At 46.0% G+C, this 15950-nt stretch carries 10 protein-coding genes and 2 pseudogenes; 5 read left to right on the forward strand and 7 right to left on the reverse strand.

What is annotated here, in order from left to right; translation table 11 throughout:
* Positions 1-363 precede the first annotated feature (363 nt).
* Entirely contained in the window at positions 364-2808 is a 2445-nt protein-coding gene (gene pheT / locus F6K38_RS16990) for a phenylalanine--tRNA ligase subunit beta (RefSeq protein ID WP_009149251.1), read from the forward strand.
* 166 nt (positions 2809-2974) lie between these two features.
* Here the strand turns inward: pheT and iscB are convergent.
* The 7 genes and pseudogenes from iscB to F6K38_RS17025 form a co-directional block, all read right to left on the reverse strand.
* Positions 2975-4271: pseudogene (iscB, locus tag F6K38_RS16995) on the reverse strand (RNA-guided endonuclease IscB).
* 250 nt (positions 4272-4521) lie between these two features.
* The gene (gene rsgA, locus F6K38_RS17000) at positions 4522-5649 is read right to left on the reverse strand and encodes a small ribosomal subunit biogenesis GTPase RsgA (RefSeq protein WP_287356998.1); all 1128 of its coding nucleotides are present in this window, start codon (positions 5647-5649) and stop codon (positions 4522-4524) included.
* Positions 5642-5917, reverse strand: coding sequence for a sulfurtransferase TusA family protein (locus F6K38_RS17005; RefSeq protein WP_009149233.1), 276 nt, complete (start codon positions 5915-5917; stop codon positions 5642-5644). The genes rsgA and F6K38_RS17005 overlap by 8 nt, the downstream gene beginning before the upstream one ends.
* Positions 5914-7038: a molecular chaperone DnaJ gene (gene dnaJ / locus F6K38_RS17010; protein WP_009149232.1), complete on the reverse strand. Its 1125-nt coding sequence runs from the start codon at positions 7036-7038 to the stop codon at positions 5914-5916. Before dnaJ ends, F6K38_RS17005 begins: the two co-directional genes overlap by 4 nt.
* Positions 7039-7236: 198 nt before the next feature.
* A complete protein-coding gene (gene dnaK, locus F6K38_RS17015) occupies positions 7237-9249 on the reverse strand; it encodes a molecular chaperone DnaK (protein ID WP_287356999.1) in 2013 nt (670 codons plus the stop codon).
* A 148-nt stretch (positions 9250-9397) separates the two neighbouring features.
* Positions 9398-10195 (reverse strand): nucleotide exchange factor GrpE, encoded by a 798-nt coding sequence (grpE, locus tag F6K38_RS17020; RefSeq protein ID WP_009149230.1) that lies wholly within the window; start codon positions 10193-10195, stop codon positions 9398-9400.
* Between the two features lie 136 nt (positions 10196-10331).
* Complete coding sequence (locus tag F6K38_RS17025) at positions 10332-10508, reverse strand: hypothetical protein (RefSeq protein WP_009149229.1); 177 nt, start codon at positions 10506-10508, stop codon at positions 10332-10334.
* Between the two features lie 275 nt (positions 10509-10783).
* Between F6K38_RS17025 and F6K38_RS17030 the strand changes: the two genes are divergently transcribed.
* From F6K38_RS17030 to F6K38_RS17045, 4 genes and pseudogenes are all read left to right on the forward strand, one after another.
* On the forward strand, positions 10784-12790 hold the full coding sequence (locus F6K38_RS17030; RefSeq protein WP_009149227.1) for a GspE/PulE family protein: 2007 nt from the start codon (positions 10784-10786) through the stop codon (positions 12788-12790).
* 98 nt (positions 12791-12888) lie between these two features.
* A complete protein-coding gene (locus F6K38_RS17035; RefSeq protein ID WP_009149225.1) occupies positions 12889-14007 on the forward strand; it encodes a type IV pilus twitching motility protein PilT in 1119 nt (372 codons plus the stop codon).
* Positions 14008-14262: 255 nt separating this feature from the next.
* Positions 14263-15480 (forward strand): type II secretion system F family protein, encoded by a 1218-nt coding sequence (locus tag F6K38_RS17040; protein WP_009149224.1) that lies wholly within the window; start codon positions 14263-14265, stop codon positions 15478-15480.
* 135 nt (positions 15481-15615) lie between these two features.
* Positions 15616-15950: pseudogene (locus F6K38_RS17045) on the forward strand (hypothetical protein); the annotation flags it as partial.

Raw genomic sequence — 15950 nt, forward strand, 5'->3', positions numbered from 1 at the left:
AAACGTTTATGAAGCTACCTATATTTTAGAGCGTTTATTTAGCATTGACCATAGATAGTGTACTTTTGTCAAGCCTTAAGGGGTTATGCCCATCACAATAGAAAAATGTTTCGGTGGAAGGTAAGCTATCAGCTATCAGCTATCAGCTATCAGCTATCAGCTTATGCCCACGCTACTTGAGGTGCCATTGGTCTTTGGCCACGCTAAGGGAACAGCTTTTGAATAAAATAAGCTGACGGCTGACCGCTGACTGCACCTCAAGTAGCACCATCTGTAGCGCATATGCTTACGGTGGAAGTAACCGGCAACTTGCACCTTATTTATTACCTTATATTAGAGTTCAGCAAAAAAATTTAGGAGTCCATGCGTATATCGTTAAACTGGCTGCGAGAACTAGTAGAGGTAACTCTGACACCAGAAGAGCTAGCTCAAACCTTAACTATGGCTGGGTTTGAGGTAGAAGATATTGAAGACCTGGGAACCCTGGCCGATGGCGTGGTGATTGGCAAGGTTCTGGAGGTAGAGCCTCACCCTAATGCAAATAAGCTTCGGGTTTGTCAAGTGGATATTGGTGGGAGTGACCCATTGAATATTGTTTGTGGTGCGTCGAATGTCCGACCAGACATTTACGTGCCGGTGGCCACCATCGGAACCTACCTACCAACTATTGATTTGAAAATTCGCGCCTCAAAACTGCGAGGTGTTCGCTCAGAAGGGATGATTTGTTCCTTAGCAGAAGTGGGCTTGGCCAAGGAATCCGCTGGCATTCATATTTTCGAGGCAGAAACTATACCCCTAGGCAGTGATGCTCGTCCTTTACTGGGGTTAACTGATATCATTCTTGATGTTACGTCTACGGCTAATCGGGCGGATGCTCTAAGTATGGTGGGCGTGGCCAGAGAAGTAGTGGCCTTAACTGGGGCATCCTTAAGCTTGCCAGAAACTGTTGAGGTGTCTATTCCAGAAGCATCCCATGCCTTGACCTTGAAAGTATCTGAACCGAAAGCTTGCCCCGCCTATATTGGCACTGTGATTGAAGGGGTGAAGATTGGTCCTTCTCCGGATTGGTTACAACAGCGCTTGAAAGCCGCTGGAGTGCGACCGATTAATAATGTAGTGGATGTCACTAATTACATTCTCTTGGAATGGGGTCAGCCCCTCCATGCCTTTGACCGGGAACGCTTGCAAGCTGTTGCTGGGGTCGAAAACCTGACCATTGGTGTCCGCTTTGCTAACAGTGGGGAATCCCTGACTACTCTTGATGGTCAAACCCGTTCCCTGGAACCACAAGCGTTACTGATCACAGCTAACGACCAACCGGTTGCTATGGCTGGGGTTATGGGTGGGGAAGCCACAGAAGTGAACGACAACACCCAAACTATTGTTTTGGAAGCAGCACTGTTTGATCCAGTGACTATTCGTCGTTCTTCCCGCAGTCAAAGCATACGGACAGAATCATCTGCCCGTTATGAGCGTGGTGTCAATCAAGCAGAATTGGATATTGCTTGTAAAAGAGCGATCGCATTAATTACTGAGTTAGCTGCTGGTACCCCCACAACCCAGAGTATTGCTGACCAGCGCCCTGACCCCTCCACTTGGGCACGTTCGATTGAGTTACGTCTTGACCGTGTCAATCAGATTTTAGGACCAGTTAATGAGGCAGAGGAGCTTGGGGAAATCCTGCCAGAAGATGTGGAAAGAATCCTTACTGCCCTCGGATGTCAACTACAACCGCGCTGCACCGAAGATTCTCCCCAATGGAAAGTGATTGTACCGCCCTACCGCTACCGGGATTTAGAGCGGGAAATTGATTTAATTGAAGAAATTGCCCGTCTCTACGGCTATGACAACTTCTGTGATAGCTTACCAGACAAGACTGAACCAGGTTATCTATCTGCTGAGGAATTTTTAAAGCGAAAACTGCGATCGCAATTCCGTGCAGTTGGGTTGACCGAATTAGTCCAGTATTCCTTGGTCAAGCCAGAGGAACAGACCCAAATTCGTCTCGATAATCCCCTGTTTACGGAATACTCATCCCTACGGACGGATTTACTATCAGGGCTGATTGATGCCTGTCAGTACAATATCGAGCAAGGCAACGGTGTACTCAACGGTTTTGAAATTGGTCGGATCTTCTGGCGACCAGAAGAGGGTTTCGCAGAAGCTGATGCTATTGCCGGGATTTTAGGGGGAAATATCACCCAAGGTAACTGGGTCAGGGGAGGGCATTCCGAACCCATGACCTGGTACGAGGCTAAGGGAGTACTAGAGAGTGTGTTTTCCCGTTGCGGTCTGACAGTAGAATACCAACCAGACCACAGCGATCCCCGTCTTCACCCAGGACGCACTGCATCCTTGTGGTTGCAAGGTGAAAAATTAGGAAAATTTGGGCAGTTGCACCCCCAGCTACGCTCAGAAAGAGGTTTTCCCGATCAGGTTTATGTATTTGATTTGGACTTGGATCTAATTCTAGAGGCTCTTGATCGCGATGAAATTCTGACTCCCCGATTCAAAGTCTATTCCAGCTACCCAGCCATTGACCGGGATATTGCGTTCTTTGCACCACTACAAGTGTCAGTGGCAGAAATCGAACGTTCAACTCGCAAAGCTGCGGGGAATTTGTTGGAGTCAGTGCAATTGTTTGATGAATATAAAGGGGAGTCTGTTCCTGAGGCACAGAGAAGTTTGGCATTTCGGCTAATCTACCGTGCTAGCGATCGCACTCTTACTGATGCAGAAGTCGAGCCAGTACATCAGAAAGTGCGAGAAGCCCTAGAGGAAACATTTGGGGTTAGCCTTAGAAGTTAAACGGAGAAGTTAAACGGTTGAAGGATGAAGTATTCATACTTCATCCTTCATCTGTCTGCCTCCCGGTCGTCTCCCGCTATAATCGCGAGATTTAGCGGTGAGACGTGCCATATAAACACCTGGGGTTCCCCCAGGTGACAGGCACTCAGGAAAGGGAGGACAGGATCTAAGTCGTATAAGCATAACCATCCTTCCTGTGAATAAATTGACAATATTTGTGACTGATGCCCTGCACCAATCCTGATTTAGTTGAGATATTGAAAAACCCTGATTTTCTGGTTGCGACCCGTCCTATATAGGTACCGATCTTTTTTCCTTTGGTTACTACAGCACGAACGATGTCGCCTGTTTGAAAGCCTTTGTGAAATTTGATTCTGGAGCAATGACGAGTGGGAAACCCATACTTATTGGTTCTACAGAGCTGACGAGTGCCATGTCCTTTGGCGGTTATTATCAAAGGATTGGTTACTTCGATAATCAATGTTTCGACTTTCCCGACATTTGCCGCATCCAACCAATGAGTTTTCGGAAGATTTTGACTACACCTATTGAATTTGGTTAATCCGCCACTACCTACTTCAACAGGTAGCCCTGTTGACTTGAGATCGTGGTACAACTTCCATCGGGTTGTATTGACAGAAGCCGCATCAGCCAGAGGGCGTTTAGCTTGACTTAGTATGCGTCTCAAGATACTAGGCTTTTTAGACAAGAAAAGTTCAATGTTTTGATTAGATTTAGCCTGGTTACATGGGTGACATGCAATCGCTAAATTAGAAACTCGATCGCGTAGCGTGGCCGAAAGGCCAATCAGAGCCACCTTTGGATAATGGCTTAATATGCTCAATTTCTAATTGAGTTCCTGTCGTCCCACAATAAGCACATTTACGATTCCATTTTTCAAGTAAATATTCTCGGAGTTCATAGCCATAAAGTGTTCCTTGTTGATACTCGATTCCAGATATTTCAGGATTTTGCAGTTTTTGAGTATCAAACCTGACTAATTCTTGAGAGATGCCGGTAATAGGGCACAATCGACTCAACCTTTCAACCCAAGTTAAAATGTTTTGAACTCTAGACATTAAGCTAGGAGCTAGCCAACCTTCTGGTCTGGTTCTATTAAGAAATCTGGGCTTGCGGTATCGAGTCTTACGATTCCGTCTACTGCGTCTTAACTGCCTGCGAGAGATCAAAGAATCTCGTATTTGAAAACCTCTATGGGTGAGTTCTGCTCCCCAAATTACTCGCTTTCCTTGAATAATAGCTAAACCGCTTGTTTTTGCTCCAGGGTCTATTTTGAGCTGGTGATTATGAGTTATTGGCTGTTTTATTTCCTCCGTCAAAATTATGGTAAATGGGTAACGACGATAGACCTTCGCTTTTCCTGACGAAAGTAAAATCCTAGCTCTTACAGGTTTACACGGATCTAAAGGTTGTCGGTTCTTGTTGAGTACAAAGACACGCATAATTGTGTTTACTCCTATTACTAGGGTTAAGTTAGCTTAGTCAATGTTATTCCTCGGTACTTTCCTAGTCGCACTGGCTTAACCCAAATACACCTGTTTAACGACCGGGTTCTAGAGCTGAAGACTAGCTACGCATCCTCAGGTAGGAACTTTAACACTTAGGAATAACGTAGTTCTTATAGAACTTAGACTGGTCAACTACGAGCTTTTAACAAGCTCCCGCTATAGTCCCATAGGACTTAGCGGTGAGTTATTGACTCATATCGTCATAGAGTTCATCTAGGTTCTGGTGCTGAGTACGGCGGGAGCGACGGCGGTATTTTTTTGTTTCTAGCTTAGGTTCGTATTGACGCCGACCAGAAGCTTTAATTTTTAACTTCATACTGGATTCGATATCAGCTTTTTGCTTCAAAGCCTCTTGCCGTGCCATCACTTCTGCTAAAAAATCCAGATAATGCTGGTACCGTTCCCAGTCTCCTCGCACAGCACAGTTTGGCTCATCCCGATGTAGGCAATTACTGAATTGACAGCGGTGTTGGGCTAAACGCTCTCTTGCTTCTGGAAAGTAATAGATTAAATCCTCAGGAGAACAAGTCAAGTCAGGCTGATTGAATCCGGGGGTATCTGCCAAAAAACCACCTTTAGGCAACTCAAATAATTCTACATGGCGAGTGGTGTGGCGTCCTCGACCCAGTTTACCAGTCACTGCTGCCACCCGGACCCTTGTTGCTGGAATCAGATAATTAATTAGACTCGATTTACCGACACCGGAAAGACCAGCCATAACGCTGATTGTCTGACTCAACAGGTCAGTCAGTTGTGCTAAACAAGTACCATTATGAACGCTGATCAAGACTGGCTGATAACCCCATGCTTCCAGACGCTGTTGCCAATCCTGCTGTTGCTGTTGTGTTACTAAATCAAGTTTATTCAGACACAAACATACCTTGAAACCAGTAGATTCTGCTTTCACCAAAAACCGACTCAGCTGATAAGCATCCAGGGTCGGTTCTTCCAGAGCAAAAACCACCAGAATTTGCTGAGCATTGGCGATTGGTGGGCGGTCGAGCTGGCTTGTCCGGGGCAGCACTTCCGCAATCACCCCTCGTCCACCAGCCCAGTCAGGTTCCTCTACTAGAACCCGGTCTCCCACCATGACTTGCTGGCCAATTTTTTTCAACCGGGCTCTACGGGTACATAAGAGGTTTGAAGGTTGTAGGTTATTTGCTTGAAGGTTATCTTCGTAACCTACAACCTCCAACTTGTCAACCTTCAACTGATCTAAACGCACCTGATAGAAATTTGCCTGAACCGCCAGCACGGTACCCAGCCAAGGGGTTGACAAGTTTGATGAATTAGTGTATTCTAATTCAATCATGAAGATGCTGGTGTGGACGACGCACCTTCAGAGCAAAATAGCGATCGCGTTCTTCAACGCCCTCTATCGGGTAACCCTCCATAGTCAGACTATCAGGAACCTGTTCAATGGGTTCTCCTGGGTCGAGCCACACTTCTAATAGGGCACCTGGAGCCATTTTCTCTAGATATAGTTTAGTGCGAACAAAGTTAATCGGGCAAGGGGTACCCCGCAGATCCAGCTGATCATCAGGTAATGAACTGATCTGGGAGGAGGCTAGTGTACTCATGAGCCAAACAACCCTCCCAAGAATCCTTCTATACCACCTTTACCAGTGCGCTCACCCTTAATTTTCGCTAGCTTCTCTAGCAATTCCCTTTCCTCAGCGGTAATTCGAGTGGGGATATCTACCAAAATCGTGATTAGGTGATCGCCCCGACTGACTGGGTTGCCCAATTTGGGGACACCGTGATTCTCTAAAGTTAATACAGTATTGGGTTGAGTACCGGGTGGAATAGTTAATTCCACTGGACCGTCTACTGTCTCTGCTTCGATAAGACAGCCTAAAATGGCTTGTAAATAGCTAATTTTCATTTCAGACAGAATGTTAATGCCATCCCGCTGAAACTGGCTGTCTTCGTTTACAAATAGATAAACGTATAGGTCTCCTGGTGGACCAGCACGTAATCCAGCATCCCCTTCTTTAGAAACCCGTAGCCTGGTGCCATTATCCACCCCTGCTGGAATGGTGATTTTCAGTTTTTTGGTTTCTTGTTTACGACCAGCACCACCACAGGCTTCACACTTATCCTCAATGATTTGACCTTCACCGTTACAGGTAGGACAGACTGAGACTTGGGTGAAACTACCAAAAGGGGTACGAGTAGCACGCCGTACTTGACCTGAACCGTTACACGTTGGGCAAGTGCGGGGTCGAGTTCCTGGCTTTGCCCCTGTGCCGTTACAGACTTTACAAGTTTCTAGGTGAGGAATGCGGATTTCCTTTTCACCACCGAATATAGCTTCCTTGAAAGCCAGCTTCAAGTCTAGTCGCAGGTCGTCACCACGCACCGGGCCACTACGCCGACGACCAGTTTGCTGACCCATACCACCAGCAAAGCCGCTGAAGAAGCTTTCAAAAATATCAGCAAAGCCCATATCCCCAAAATCTGAGTAGGCTGCTCCCGCACCTGAGGAAACACCAGCTTCCCCAAAACGGTCATATCTTGCTCGAGTTTCTGGTTCTGAGAGGACTTCGTAAGCCCGGTTAATTTCCTTAAAGCGCTCTTCAGCTCCTGGTTCTTTGTTAACATCTGGGTGGTACTTCCGTGCCAAGCGACGGTAAGCACGTTTAATTTCATCTTTGTCGGCATCACGAGAGACACCAAGCAGATCATAATAGTCAGCCATAGAGCGCTGATCGGTATTCCATTTACATAGTAGGGGCTATTGTTATTCCTCAGGTTATTGCTATCAAAGCACCATAAGCGCATTTCAGCATTACCTGCATCCTATATCATTGTCTATCAAAAAAATCAGCTGATTGCCACCTGCTTCTGTGACCATACTCTCGCGGTCGGCTTGAGCTAGTCAAAGCAGCGAATTAAATTATCTATCTGTTAGAGAGCTGTTGCCGTAATCAACTGCTTCGTAGTCAACATTCACCTCTAAGGTTTCATCCTCAAAATCAACCACAAATTCTCCTAGAGCATCCGGTTCTCTTTGGCTGGAGTCGTTGGAATTTGAATCTTGAACTGTTTCGTCAGAGGTGATAAATTCCGGGTCTGACCCAAAGCTGGCACTGGCGTAAATGATACCCCCAATTTCCAAGACAGTTTTCTGCAAAGTTTCAATAGCTTCTTTCACCTCCTCGACCTCAATTGAGGGGTCTGTCATTATGGTGTCTAGGTGCTGCTTTTGTTGATCTGCTTGCTCCTTTAATCCGTGAGCCTGAAGGTTAGCGCTAATCAATTCCCCATGGTCTTTGATGGTAGATTCATAGTTATATAGTAAGCTATCGGCTTGGTTTTTGAGTTGCACCAATTCCATGCGACGGCGGTCTTGGTCAGCATAGTCTTCTGCCTCACGGCGCATCCGTTCCACCTCCGCTGGACTTAATCCCCCCGTATTGGTAATCACAATACTTTGCTCTTTCCCAGTGCCTCGATCAGTGGCAGCGACTTTAAGAATGCCGTTGACATCGATTTCAAAGGTGACTTCAATTTGAGGGACACCACGGGGAGCTGGGGGAATACCAGTCAGCAGGAATTTTCCCAGGCTTTTGTTATCTCTAGCCATTGCCCGCTCCCCCTGCAATACGTGGATTTCTACGGAGGTTTGTCCATCGGTAGCGGTGGAAAATACCTGGGACTTACTGGTAGGAATAGTAGTATTGCGCTCGATAATTTTGGTGAACACTTCCCCTAAGGTTTCTATACCCAGGGACAGGGGAGTAACATCCAGTAGCAGGACATCTTCGACTTCCCCACCCAAAACACCAGCCTGAATTGCTGCTCCCAATGCCACAGCTTCATCAGGGTTAACCGAACGATCGGTAGCCTTACCATTAAAAAACTTTTTAATGGCATCCTGTACCGCCGGTATACGGGTCGAACCCCCTACCAGCAAAATCCGGTCAATGTCCTCTGGCTTGAGGTCACTATCTTTGAGCGACTGCTTTACCGGTTCTATAGTTGCGTTAATCAGGTCCTTGGATAGTTCTTCAAACTTAGCCCGGGACAACTCCATCTCTAAGTGTTTCGGTCCTGTTTCATCAGCAGTAATGAAGGGCAAGTTGATGGGGGTGGCTACCATGCTAGACAGTTCAATTTTTGCCTTTTCCGCCGCCTCTCGCAAACGCTGAAGAGCCATTTTGTCTTGGGTGAGATTGATGCCCTCTTTGGCTTTAAAGTTTTCCACCATCCAGCGGACAATCACGTTATCGAAGTCATCTCCCCCCAAGTGATTGTTACCAGACGTTGCCTTTACTTCAAAGACCCCATTACCCAGTTGCAGAACTGATACATCAAAGGTACCACCCCCCAAGTCAAACACCAATATAACTTGGTCTTGATCCAACTTATCTAAGCCATAGGCAAGAGCAGCAGCAGTGGGTTCATTTATAATGCGCAACACTTCCAATCCAGCAATGGTACCCCCATCCTTGGTGGCTTGTCGTTGCGCATCGGTAAAGTAGGCCGGAACTGTGATCACGGATTGAGTCACTGGTTCCCCAAGAAAGGTTTCAGCATCAGCCTTGAGCTTTTGTAAGATCATGGCCGATATTTCCTGAGGGGTGTACTCGCGATGCCGAATCTTTACATCTACCGTCTCATCACGACCCTTAACACAGGTATAGGGAACACGGGAACGCTCTGTAGCGGTTTCATCCCAACGACGTCCGATAAAGCGCTTGATACTGTAGACACTGTTTTCCGCATTGGTCACTGCTTGACGCTTGGCCAGTTGACCCACTAGGTGCTCCCCTGACTTGCCAAATCCCACAATACTCGGTGTGGTTCGCCCACCTTCCGAGCTGGAAATGACTATGGGTTTACCTCCTTCTAAGACAGCAACACAACTATTGGTTGTGCCTAGGTCGATGCCAATAACTTTTCCCATAGGGTTGCAGCTTAACGGTTAGTAAAGTTATTTTAGTTTGATTTTTTGTTGAGTTGCTCAAAATAATAGAACTTCCCTTGGTGCTACATCCCTTTTGGTAGGATGATCAGAGGCTGACACCAAAGGAAGGTTAACCAATCAATGGCAGCTAATTTTCCGCCTCAGCAGACTTCTGACCTTCCGAGGTTTCCTGTGGTTCTGCCGCAGCAGCTACTTTCACCATAGCGTGACGCAGCACCCGCTCCCCAAGTAAATAACCCCGCATTAGCTGTTCTATGACCACTCCTTCTGGATAGTCATCCGTTGGTTCTCGCATCACCGCTTCGTGGAGATTGGGGTCAAACTCTTGCCCTTCTGGTCGCATCGCAGCAACCCCAAGGCGCTTGAGACTGTCTACCAGCTGTTTATAAACACCTTGATAGCTTTTGTGAATCGACATTTCCCCATCATTTTGAGGCTTAATTTGGGTACGCGCCCGTTCAAAATTATCTACTACTGACAATAACTCAGTGATCGTGTTTCCTTTAACTTGATGTTCCAAGTCTTCTTTCTCTTTAGTTGACCGTTTGCGGAAGTTCTCAAAATCTGCCGCAATCCGGATGTATTGAGATTTAAAGGAGTCACATTGCTGAGTTCGCTCTTCTAGTTGAGCTTTCAGGGCTTGATTTTCCTGCTTGATTGTTTCTAGAATCTTGGCATCGTCCTCGGTAGGTGATTCATCGGTAGTAGCTGTTGCAGCTACATCGGTCTGGGCTTCTTGGTCGTTGAGCCCTGACTCAGATGCTTCAGCAGCAGGGGATTCAGTTGGTTGTGCTGCTTCAGGGTTGACATCTGAGTCAGATGCTACGGCTACCGCTTCCGCCTCATGATTGTCTTCGAGTACCGTGGTGGACTCTTCGTTTGTCTGCTGCGAAGTGTTATCTGACTGTTTTGCTTCGTCAATCATGCTCCACTCATCCCAATTCAATAAAGTGCTAGTTTATCTATAATTTCTTACTAGCCAACCAATTTTCCAGCAAATTTTGTAAACTAACCACGTTCAGTCTAACGACTATAGCATTGGTTTCTAACCTGATTGAGAGTTACTCCGACCGTAAACTTACCTCAACTGTGTGGTCTTCCACACCTCCGTCAGCAAGAATGCTGCTGTTGGAAGTGTAGCCGATCAGATCCTTATGGCCTGTACCCTTACCACTGTCCTTGATGGCGCTACTTCCGTTGGCTGGTCTTGTTGCATACTTTGGCTGGTCTTGTTGCATAGTTGAATGTTGTGGCTAAATCAGTCATTAATCAAAATCTAGCATCTGAGATTGTGAACCACCTTGATGGATTAGGGGTTGATAATAATTATACAGCCAATGACTTGACTGAGTTTTTATTATGATGTATAATGCAATATTTAACTGCGACAAATTATTCTAGTCCGTCAATCTAACTAAAAGGTAAAAATAACCAGAGTGGCAGCCACTCCTATGTTAGTTAACATAAGGCTTTTGGGAATACTGTGTAAAGTAAGGAGAGCTCCTATTCCGTCATGACTTACTCCTCATCTCAACGACGCGCCCTAGTAGTCCGTAACGATTTTTCTCCATTTGGCAATAAACTGATTCAGGCTGGTTACGTTAATGCTGACCAGATGCAGCAAGCAATGCTGGAAACTCGCAAGTCCGGAAGACCACTGACGGAAGTCGTCGAAGCAATGACCGGACGTCAGTTACCACCGGACTTGATCCGTCAATACAAGAAGCAGCAGTTGTTTGAACTAAAAGTTCTTTTTGGTGTTGAGTCTCTAGATCCGGAAATTAGTGATATTTCCACTCAGCAAGTCGGTGGCTTGATCGAAACCCTGATTCCCATTGATATTTGCCGTCGCTATCACCTGCTCCCCATATCTAAGCATGAAACTGAGCCGCCATCGGTTTTGGTGGCAATGGTTTCTCCTGATGATCTAGAAGCCCAGGATGATTTGAATCGGATTCTACGACCTCAGGGAATCAAGTTGCAACGGATGGTCATCACTAAGGAAGACTATCAGCAAATCATTAGTCAGTATCTTGACGATCAGTTGGCACGGCAAAAGCAACTAGATCAACAAAAATCCGTAGATGTAAAGGAGGATTTAGAGAATTTAGGCTCATTCGATACTTTACAGGATGCCCCAGAGGAAGCGGAAGCAGACCTAGATTCTTCTTTGAATGAGGCAGGTGGGGCTCCGATCATCAACTTGGTTAACAAAATCCTGGCTAAGGCTTTACAAGAAGGGGTTTCTGACATTCACATCGAACCCCAAGAGGAGCAGTTGCGGGTGCGCTATCGCAAAGATGGGGTACTGCGTCAAGCCTTTGATGCCTTACCACAGCGAATACATACAGCGGTGGCGGCTCGTTTCAAAATCATGGCAGATCTCGACATTGCGGAAAGACGCTTACCCCAAGACGGTAAAATTCGGCGTATGTTCCAGGGGCGAAAAGTTGACTTTAGGGTCAATACCTTGCCCAGTCGTTATGGGGAAAAGGTGGTTCTGCGGATCCTAGATAACGAATCCACCCAGTTGGGGTTGGATAAGTTGATCACAGACCCAGACACCTTAGAATTGGTCAGGGAAATGGCTAAGCGTCCCTTTGGATTAATCTTGGTGACGGGTCCAACGGGATCGGGGAAATCAACGACCTTGTATTCAATTCTGGCTGAACGTAATGACCCTGGGGTTAATATTAGTACTGCAGAAGACCCGATTGAGTATTCCTTACCTGGGATTACCCAAGTCCAGGTTATTCGGGAAAAAGGCATGGATTTTGCCTCAATTCTACGAGCCTTTCTGCGCCAAGACCCGGACGTGATTCTGGTGGGTGAGACCCGAGACAAAGAAACAGCCAAAACGGCGATTGAAGCAGCTTTGACTGGTCACTTGGTCTTGACTACTCTACACACTAATGATGCGGCTGGTGCGATCGCTCGTTTAGATGAAATGGGTGTTGAACCCTTCATGGTTTCCGGTGCCTTGCTGGGAGTATTGGCTCAACGATTGATGCGGCGTGTTTGTTCCAATTGCCGCATTTCTTACCAACCAAGTTCGGCAGAACTAGCGCGCTATGGTCTGTCCGCCTCTAGGGATGGGGAGATTACCATCTATCGCGCCAATACCCTGACACCAGAGCAAATCGTTGAAGCTAGGGCACTTGGTACACTGTGTCAAACCTGTAATGGTATTGGTTACAAAGGAAGGGTTGGTGTTTATGAAGTTATGCGCGTCTCTGAGAACCTGCAAGCCTTAATCAACCAAGGTGCCCCCACGGAAAGGATTAAGGAAGCTGCTGTAGAGGAAGGGATGATCACCATATTAGCCTATAGCTTGAATTTGGTACAGGAAGGTTACACCACCTTTGAAGAAGTCGAACGAGTAACCTTTACTGATTCCGGCTTAGAGACAGAAATTAAAGCTAAACGCAAGAGTTCTCTGACCTGTGGCACTTGCTCAGCTCAATTACAGGCGGAGTGGCTAGACTGTCCTTACTGTATGACACCCCGTTTTCAAAATTAATTTAGTTATTAGTCCATTGTTAATGAACAATTGGCTATTTTATTTTGAGTAATGACTAATCACTAACGACTACTGACGTTTTTAAGGCAGAGAAGATTATGGAACTGATGATTGAAGACTTGATGGAGCAGATGATTGAGATGGGGGGGTCAGATATGCACATCCAAGCGGGTGCGCCAGTCTACTTCCGCGTCAGTGGTAAACTCCAACCCATTGATGACGAATCCCTGAACCCTCAAGCCTGTCAGCGATTGATTTTCAGTATGCTTAACAATTCACAGCGTAAGGAATTGGAGCAAAACTGGGAACTTGATTGTTCCTATGGTGTCAAGGGGTTGGCTCGCTTCCGTGTCAATGTTTACAAAGAACGGGGTTGCTATGCGGCTTGCTTGAGGGCGTTGTCTTCCAAGATTCCTAACTTTGACAAATTGGGTTTACCGGATGTGGTGCGCTCGATGAGTGAACGACCAAGGGGAATGGTATTGGTCACCGGACCCACGGGTTCTGGGAAAACCACTACCCTAGCAGCCATGATTGACTTAATTAACCGCACTCGGGCAGAACATATTCTGACAGTGGAAGACCCGATAGAATATGTGTTTCCTAACATCAAGAGCTTGATTCACCAACGTCAAAAAGGTGAAGATACCAAGAGCTTTGCCAATGCCCTGAAGGGGGCACTGCGGGAAGACCCGGATGTGATTTTGGTGGGTGAAATGCGGGATATGGAAACAATTGCTCTTGCTATTTCCGCAGCTGAAACCGGTCACTTGGTATTTGCAACGCTACACACTAACTCAGCTGCTCAAACTGTAGACAGGATCATTGATGTGTTCCCATCTGGACAGCAAGCTCAAATCCGAGCTCAGCTGTCTAACTCTTTGATTGCAGTCTTTAGTCAATGTCTAGTACCGAAGAAAAACCCTAAACCCGGTGAGTTTGGTCGGACGATGGCTCAGGAAATCATGGTAGTGACACCTGCTATTTCTAACCTGATCCGGGAAGGAAAAACGTCTCAAGTGTACTCTGCTATCCAAACCGGTATGAAATTGGGAATGCAGACCCTGGAACAAGCTTTAGCTTATCAGGTGAAATCTGGCTTGATCTCTTTGGAAGCAGCAGTTGGCAAAAGTTCTAAACCAGACGAATTGCAACGTATCCTTGCTGGTTCTGGAGGGATGAATGCTAAGGGCGCTAGAGCAAAGGCAACCCGCTAGTCGTAAGCTATCAGCTATCAGCGTGTCGCGTATCAGCGTGTCGCGTATCAGCATAGGCTTTGATCGGCTTTTCCCCAGACTTTCAATTCTCTAAAATCTCTTAATATTAAATTATCCCAATCGATGTTTATTTTAAGCTGACGGCTGAGGGCTGTTCGCGAAGCGTGGCCAACGGCCAACGGCTTACCGCTAGTCTAGAGAAAGCAGGGACTGGATCGATAAAATTTGCGATTAGACTTAATCTAGAAAAAAGCCATGCCTACTTTTATTGCTCAAGTTCGGGACAAATCAGGCAAATCCAAAAAACAAAAAATTGAAGCTGCTACTCCTGAACAAGCCCGCAGCATCCTAGAAAATCGGTATTCTGCTGTTGGCAGCGTCAAGAAAAGCTTAGATGTTAGCTTTAGCCTCTCAGACCTTTCCGAAAAATTTACCAATGTCACGATCAAAGACAAAGCGGTCTTTTCTCGTCAGTTTGCCGCTATGGTTAATGCTGGTGTGGCTATCGTCCGCTGTCTTGGGGTATTAGGGGAACAGTGTTCTAATCCTAAGCTGAAAAAGGCTTTGATGAACATCAGTGCTGAGGTACAACAAGGAACTAATCTATCGGATGCTATGCGTAAGCATCCAGATTGTTTTGATAATCTTTACGTGAGTATGGTTCAAGCTGGGGAGGTTGGGGGTGTCCTTGATGAAGTGCTCAACCGATTAGCTAAGCTGCTGGAAGATATGAATCGGCTGCAAAACCAAATCAAATCAGCTATGGCTTACCCTAGTGTGGTAGGATTCTTAGCTCTACTGGTTTTTCTGGCAATGACGATGTTTCTGATCCCAATCTTTGCTGGGATATTTCAAGATTTAGGAACGGAATTGCCAGCTTTAACTAAGTTTATGTTATGGTTGAGCGGCATCCTCAGAAGTTGGAAAGTATTGATTCCCATTGCTGTTATAATTGTATTAGTTACAGCTTTTAAATATTACTATAAAACCCCCATGGGTAAGTTACAGATTGATGCATTGCAGTTGAAAATACCTCTGTTTGGTGAGTTGAATGAAAAAGGCTCTGTAGCTCGCTTTTGCCGAGTGTTTGGCTCCTTAACTCGTTCGGGAGTACCGATCCTGAATTCCTTAGATATTGTCAGAGATACAGCGGGTAACCAGGTAATTTCTAATGCTATTAACTCAGCTAAAAATGAGATTCAACAGGGTGGGATGATTAGCCTCGCTTTACAACGAGAAAACATTTTTCCTCCTCTAGCAATTCAAATGATTAGTATTGGAGAAGAGACAGGTGAGTTGGATTCTATGGTGATGAAAGTTGCTGACTTCTATGAAGATGAAGTGGAGCAAGCGGTTAAAGCACTAACTAGTATCTTGGAACCAATTATGATTGTGGTTTTGGGAGGCATGGTTGGTGTGATCTTGATATCTATGTATTTACCAATGTTTAAAGTGTTTGAAACTATGGGCTAAGCTGGTCTTCATTTAAATTCTTAGGGATCCCCCCTAACCCCCCTTATTAAGGGGGGAATAGGAGAATGGGATAGGGTTTGACGGTTTTTTTGTAACTGAATAATATCCAATTTAAATGCGCAACAGCTTAATTCGATGCCTGTTCAGAAATCTGATTACGAAGCTTGGCTAGCAGAGTATAGTAACCATGATGGTGCGATCGCACTCCTTAAATCCTATCGACCTTACCTGGAAATGATTCCTAGTATGCGCCGACCTAATGAGTGTGTGATCACCATTCCCTTGCCAGTGGTGAGAATTCGTCACTCGCCATCCTCCTTAGGGCATAAAAGCGTTAGCCATGGCACGATCACCGAAGCCGTAGGTTTACCCTGTGATCTAGCTATGGTAATGTGTGATCCCGAATGGAAAGTCAAGATGGAGATCGAGATTGTTCTATTTATCCATCGCCCCCATGAAGACTTTTCTGA

This window comes from Moorena sp. SIO3B2, from assembly GCF_010692525.1.
GTDB classification, from domain to species: domain Bacteria; phylum Cyanobacteriota; class Cyanobacteriia; order Cyanobacteriales; family Coleofasciculaceae; genus Moorena; species Moorena producens.

Excerpts from the sequence above, each read along its gene's own strand:
- F6K38_RS17035 (WP_009149225.1), top strand. The coding sequence starts at position 12,889 with ATGGAACTGATGATTGAAGACTTGATGGAGCAGATGATTGAGATGGGG.
- F6K38_RS17005 (WP_009149233.1), bottom strand. The coding sequence starts at position 5,917 with ATGAGTACACTAGCCTCCTCCCAGATCAGTTCATTACCTGATGATCAG.
- F6K38_RS17040 (WP_009149224.1), top strand. The coding sequence starts at position 14,263 with ATGCCTACTTTTATTGCTCAAGTTCGGGACAAATCAGGCAAATCCAAA.
- dnaJ (WP_009149232.1), bottom strand. The coding sequence starts at position 7,038 with ATGGCTGACTATTATGATCTGCTTGGTGTCTCTCGTGATGCCGACAAA.
- rsgA (WP_287356998.1), bottom strand. The coding sequence starts at position 5,649 with ATGATTGAATTAGAATACACTAATTCATCAAACTTGTCAACCCCTTGG.
- dnaK (WP_287356999.1), bottom strand. The coding sequence starts at position 9,249 with ATGGGAAAAGTTATTGGCATCGACCTAGGCACAACCAATAGTTGTGTT.
- F6K38_RS17030 (WP_009149227.1), top strand. The coding sequence starts at position 10,784 with ATGACTTACTCCTCATCTCAACGACGCGCCCTAGTAGTCCGTAACGAT.
- pheT (WP_009149251.1), top strand. The coding sequence starts at position 364 with ATGCGTATATCGTTAAACTGGCTGCGAGAACTAGTAGAGGTAACTCTG.
- F6K38_RS17025 (WP_009149229.1), bottom strand. The coding sequence starts at position 10,508 with ATGCAACAAGACCAGCCAAAGTATGCAACAAGACCAGCCAACGGAAGT.
- grpE (WP_009149230.1), bottom strand. The coding sequence starts at position 10,195 with ATGATTGACGAAGCAAAACAGTCAGATAACACTTCGCAGCAGACAAAC.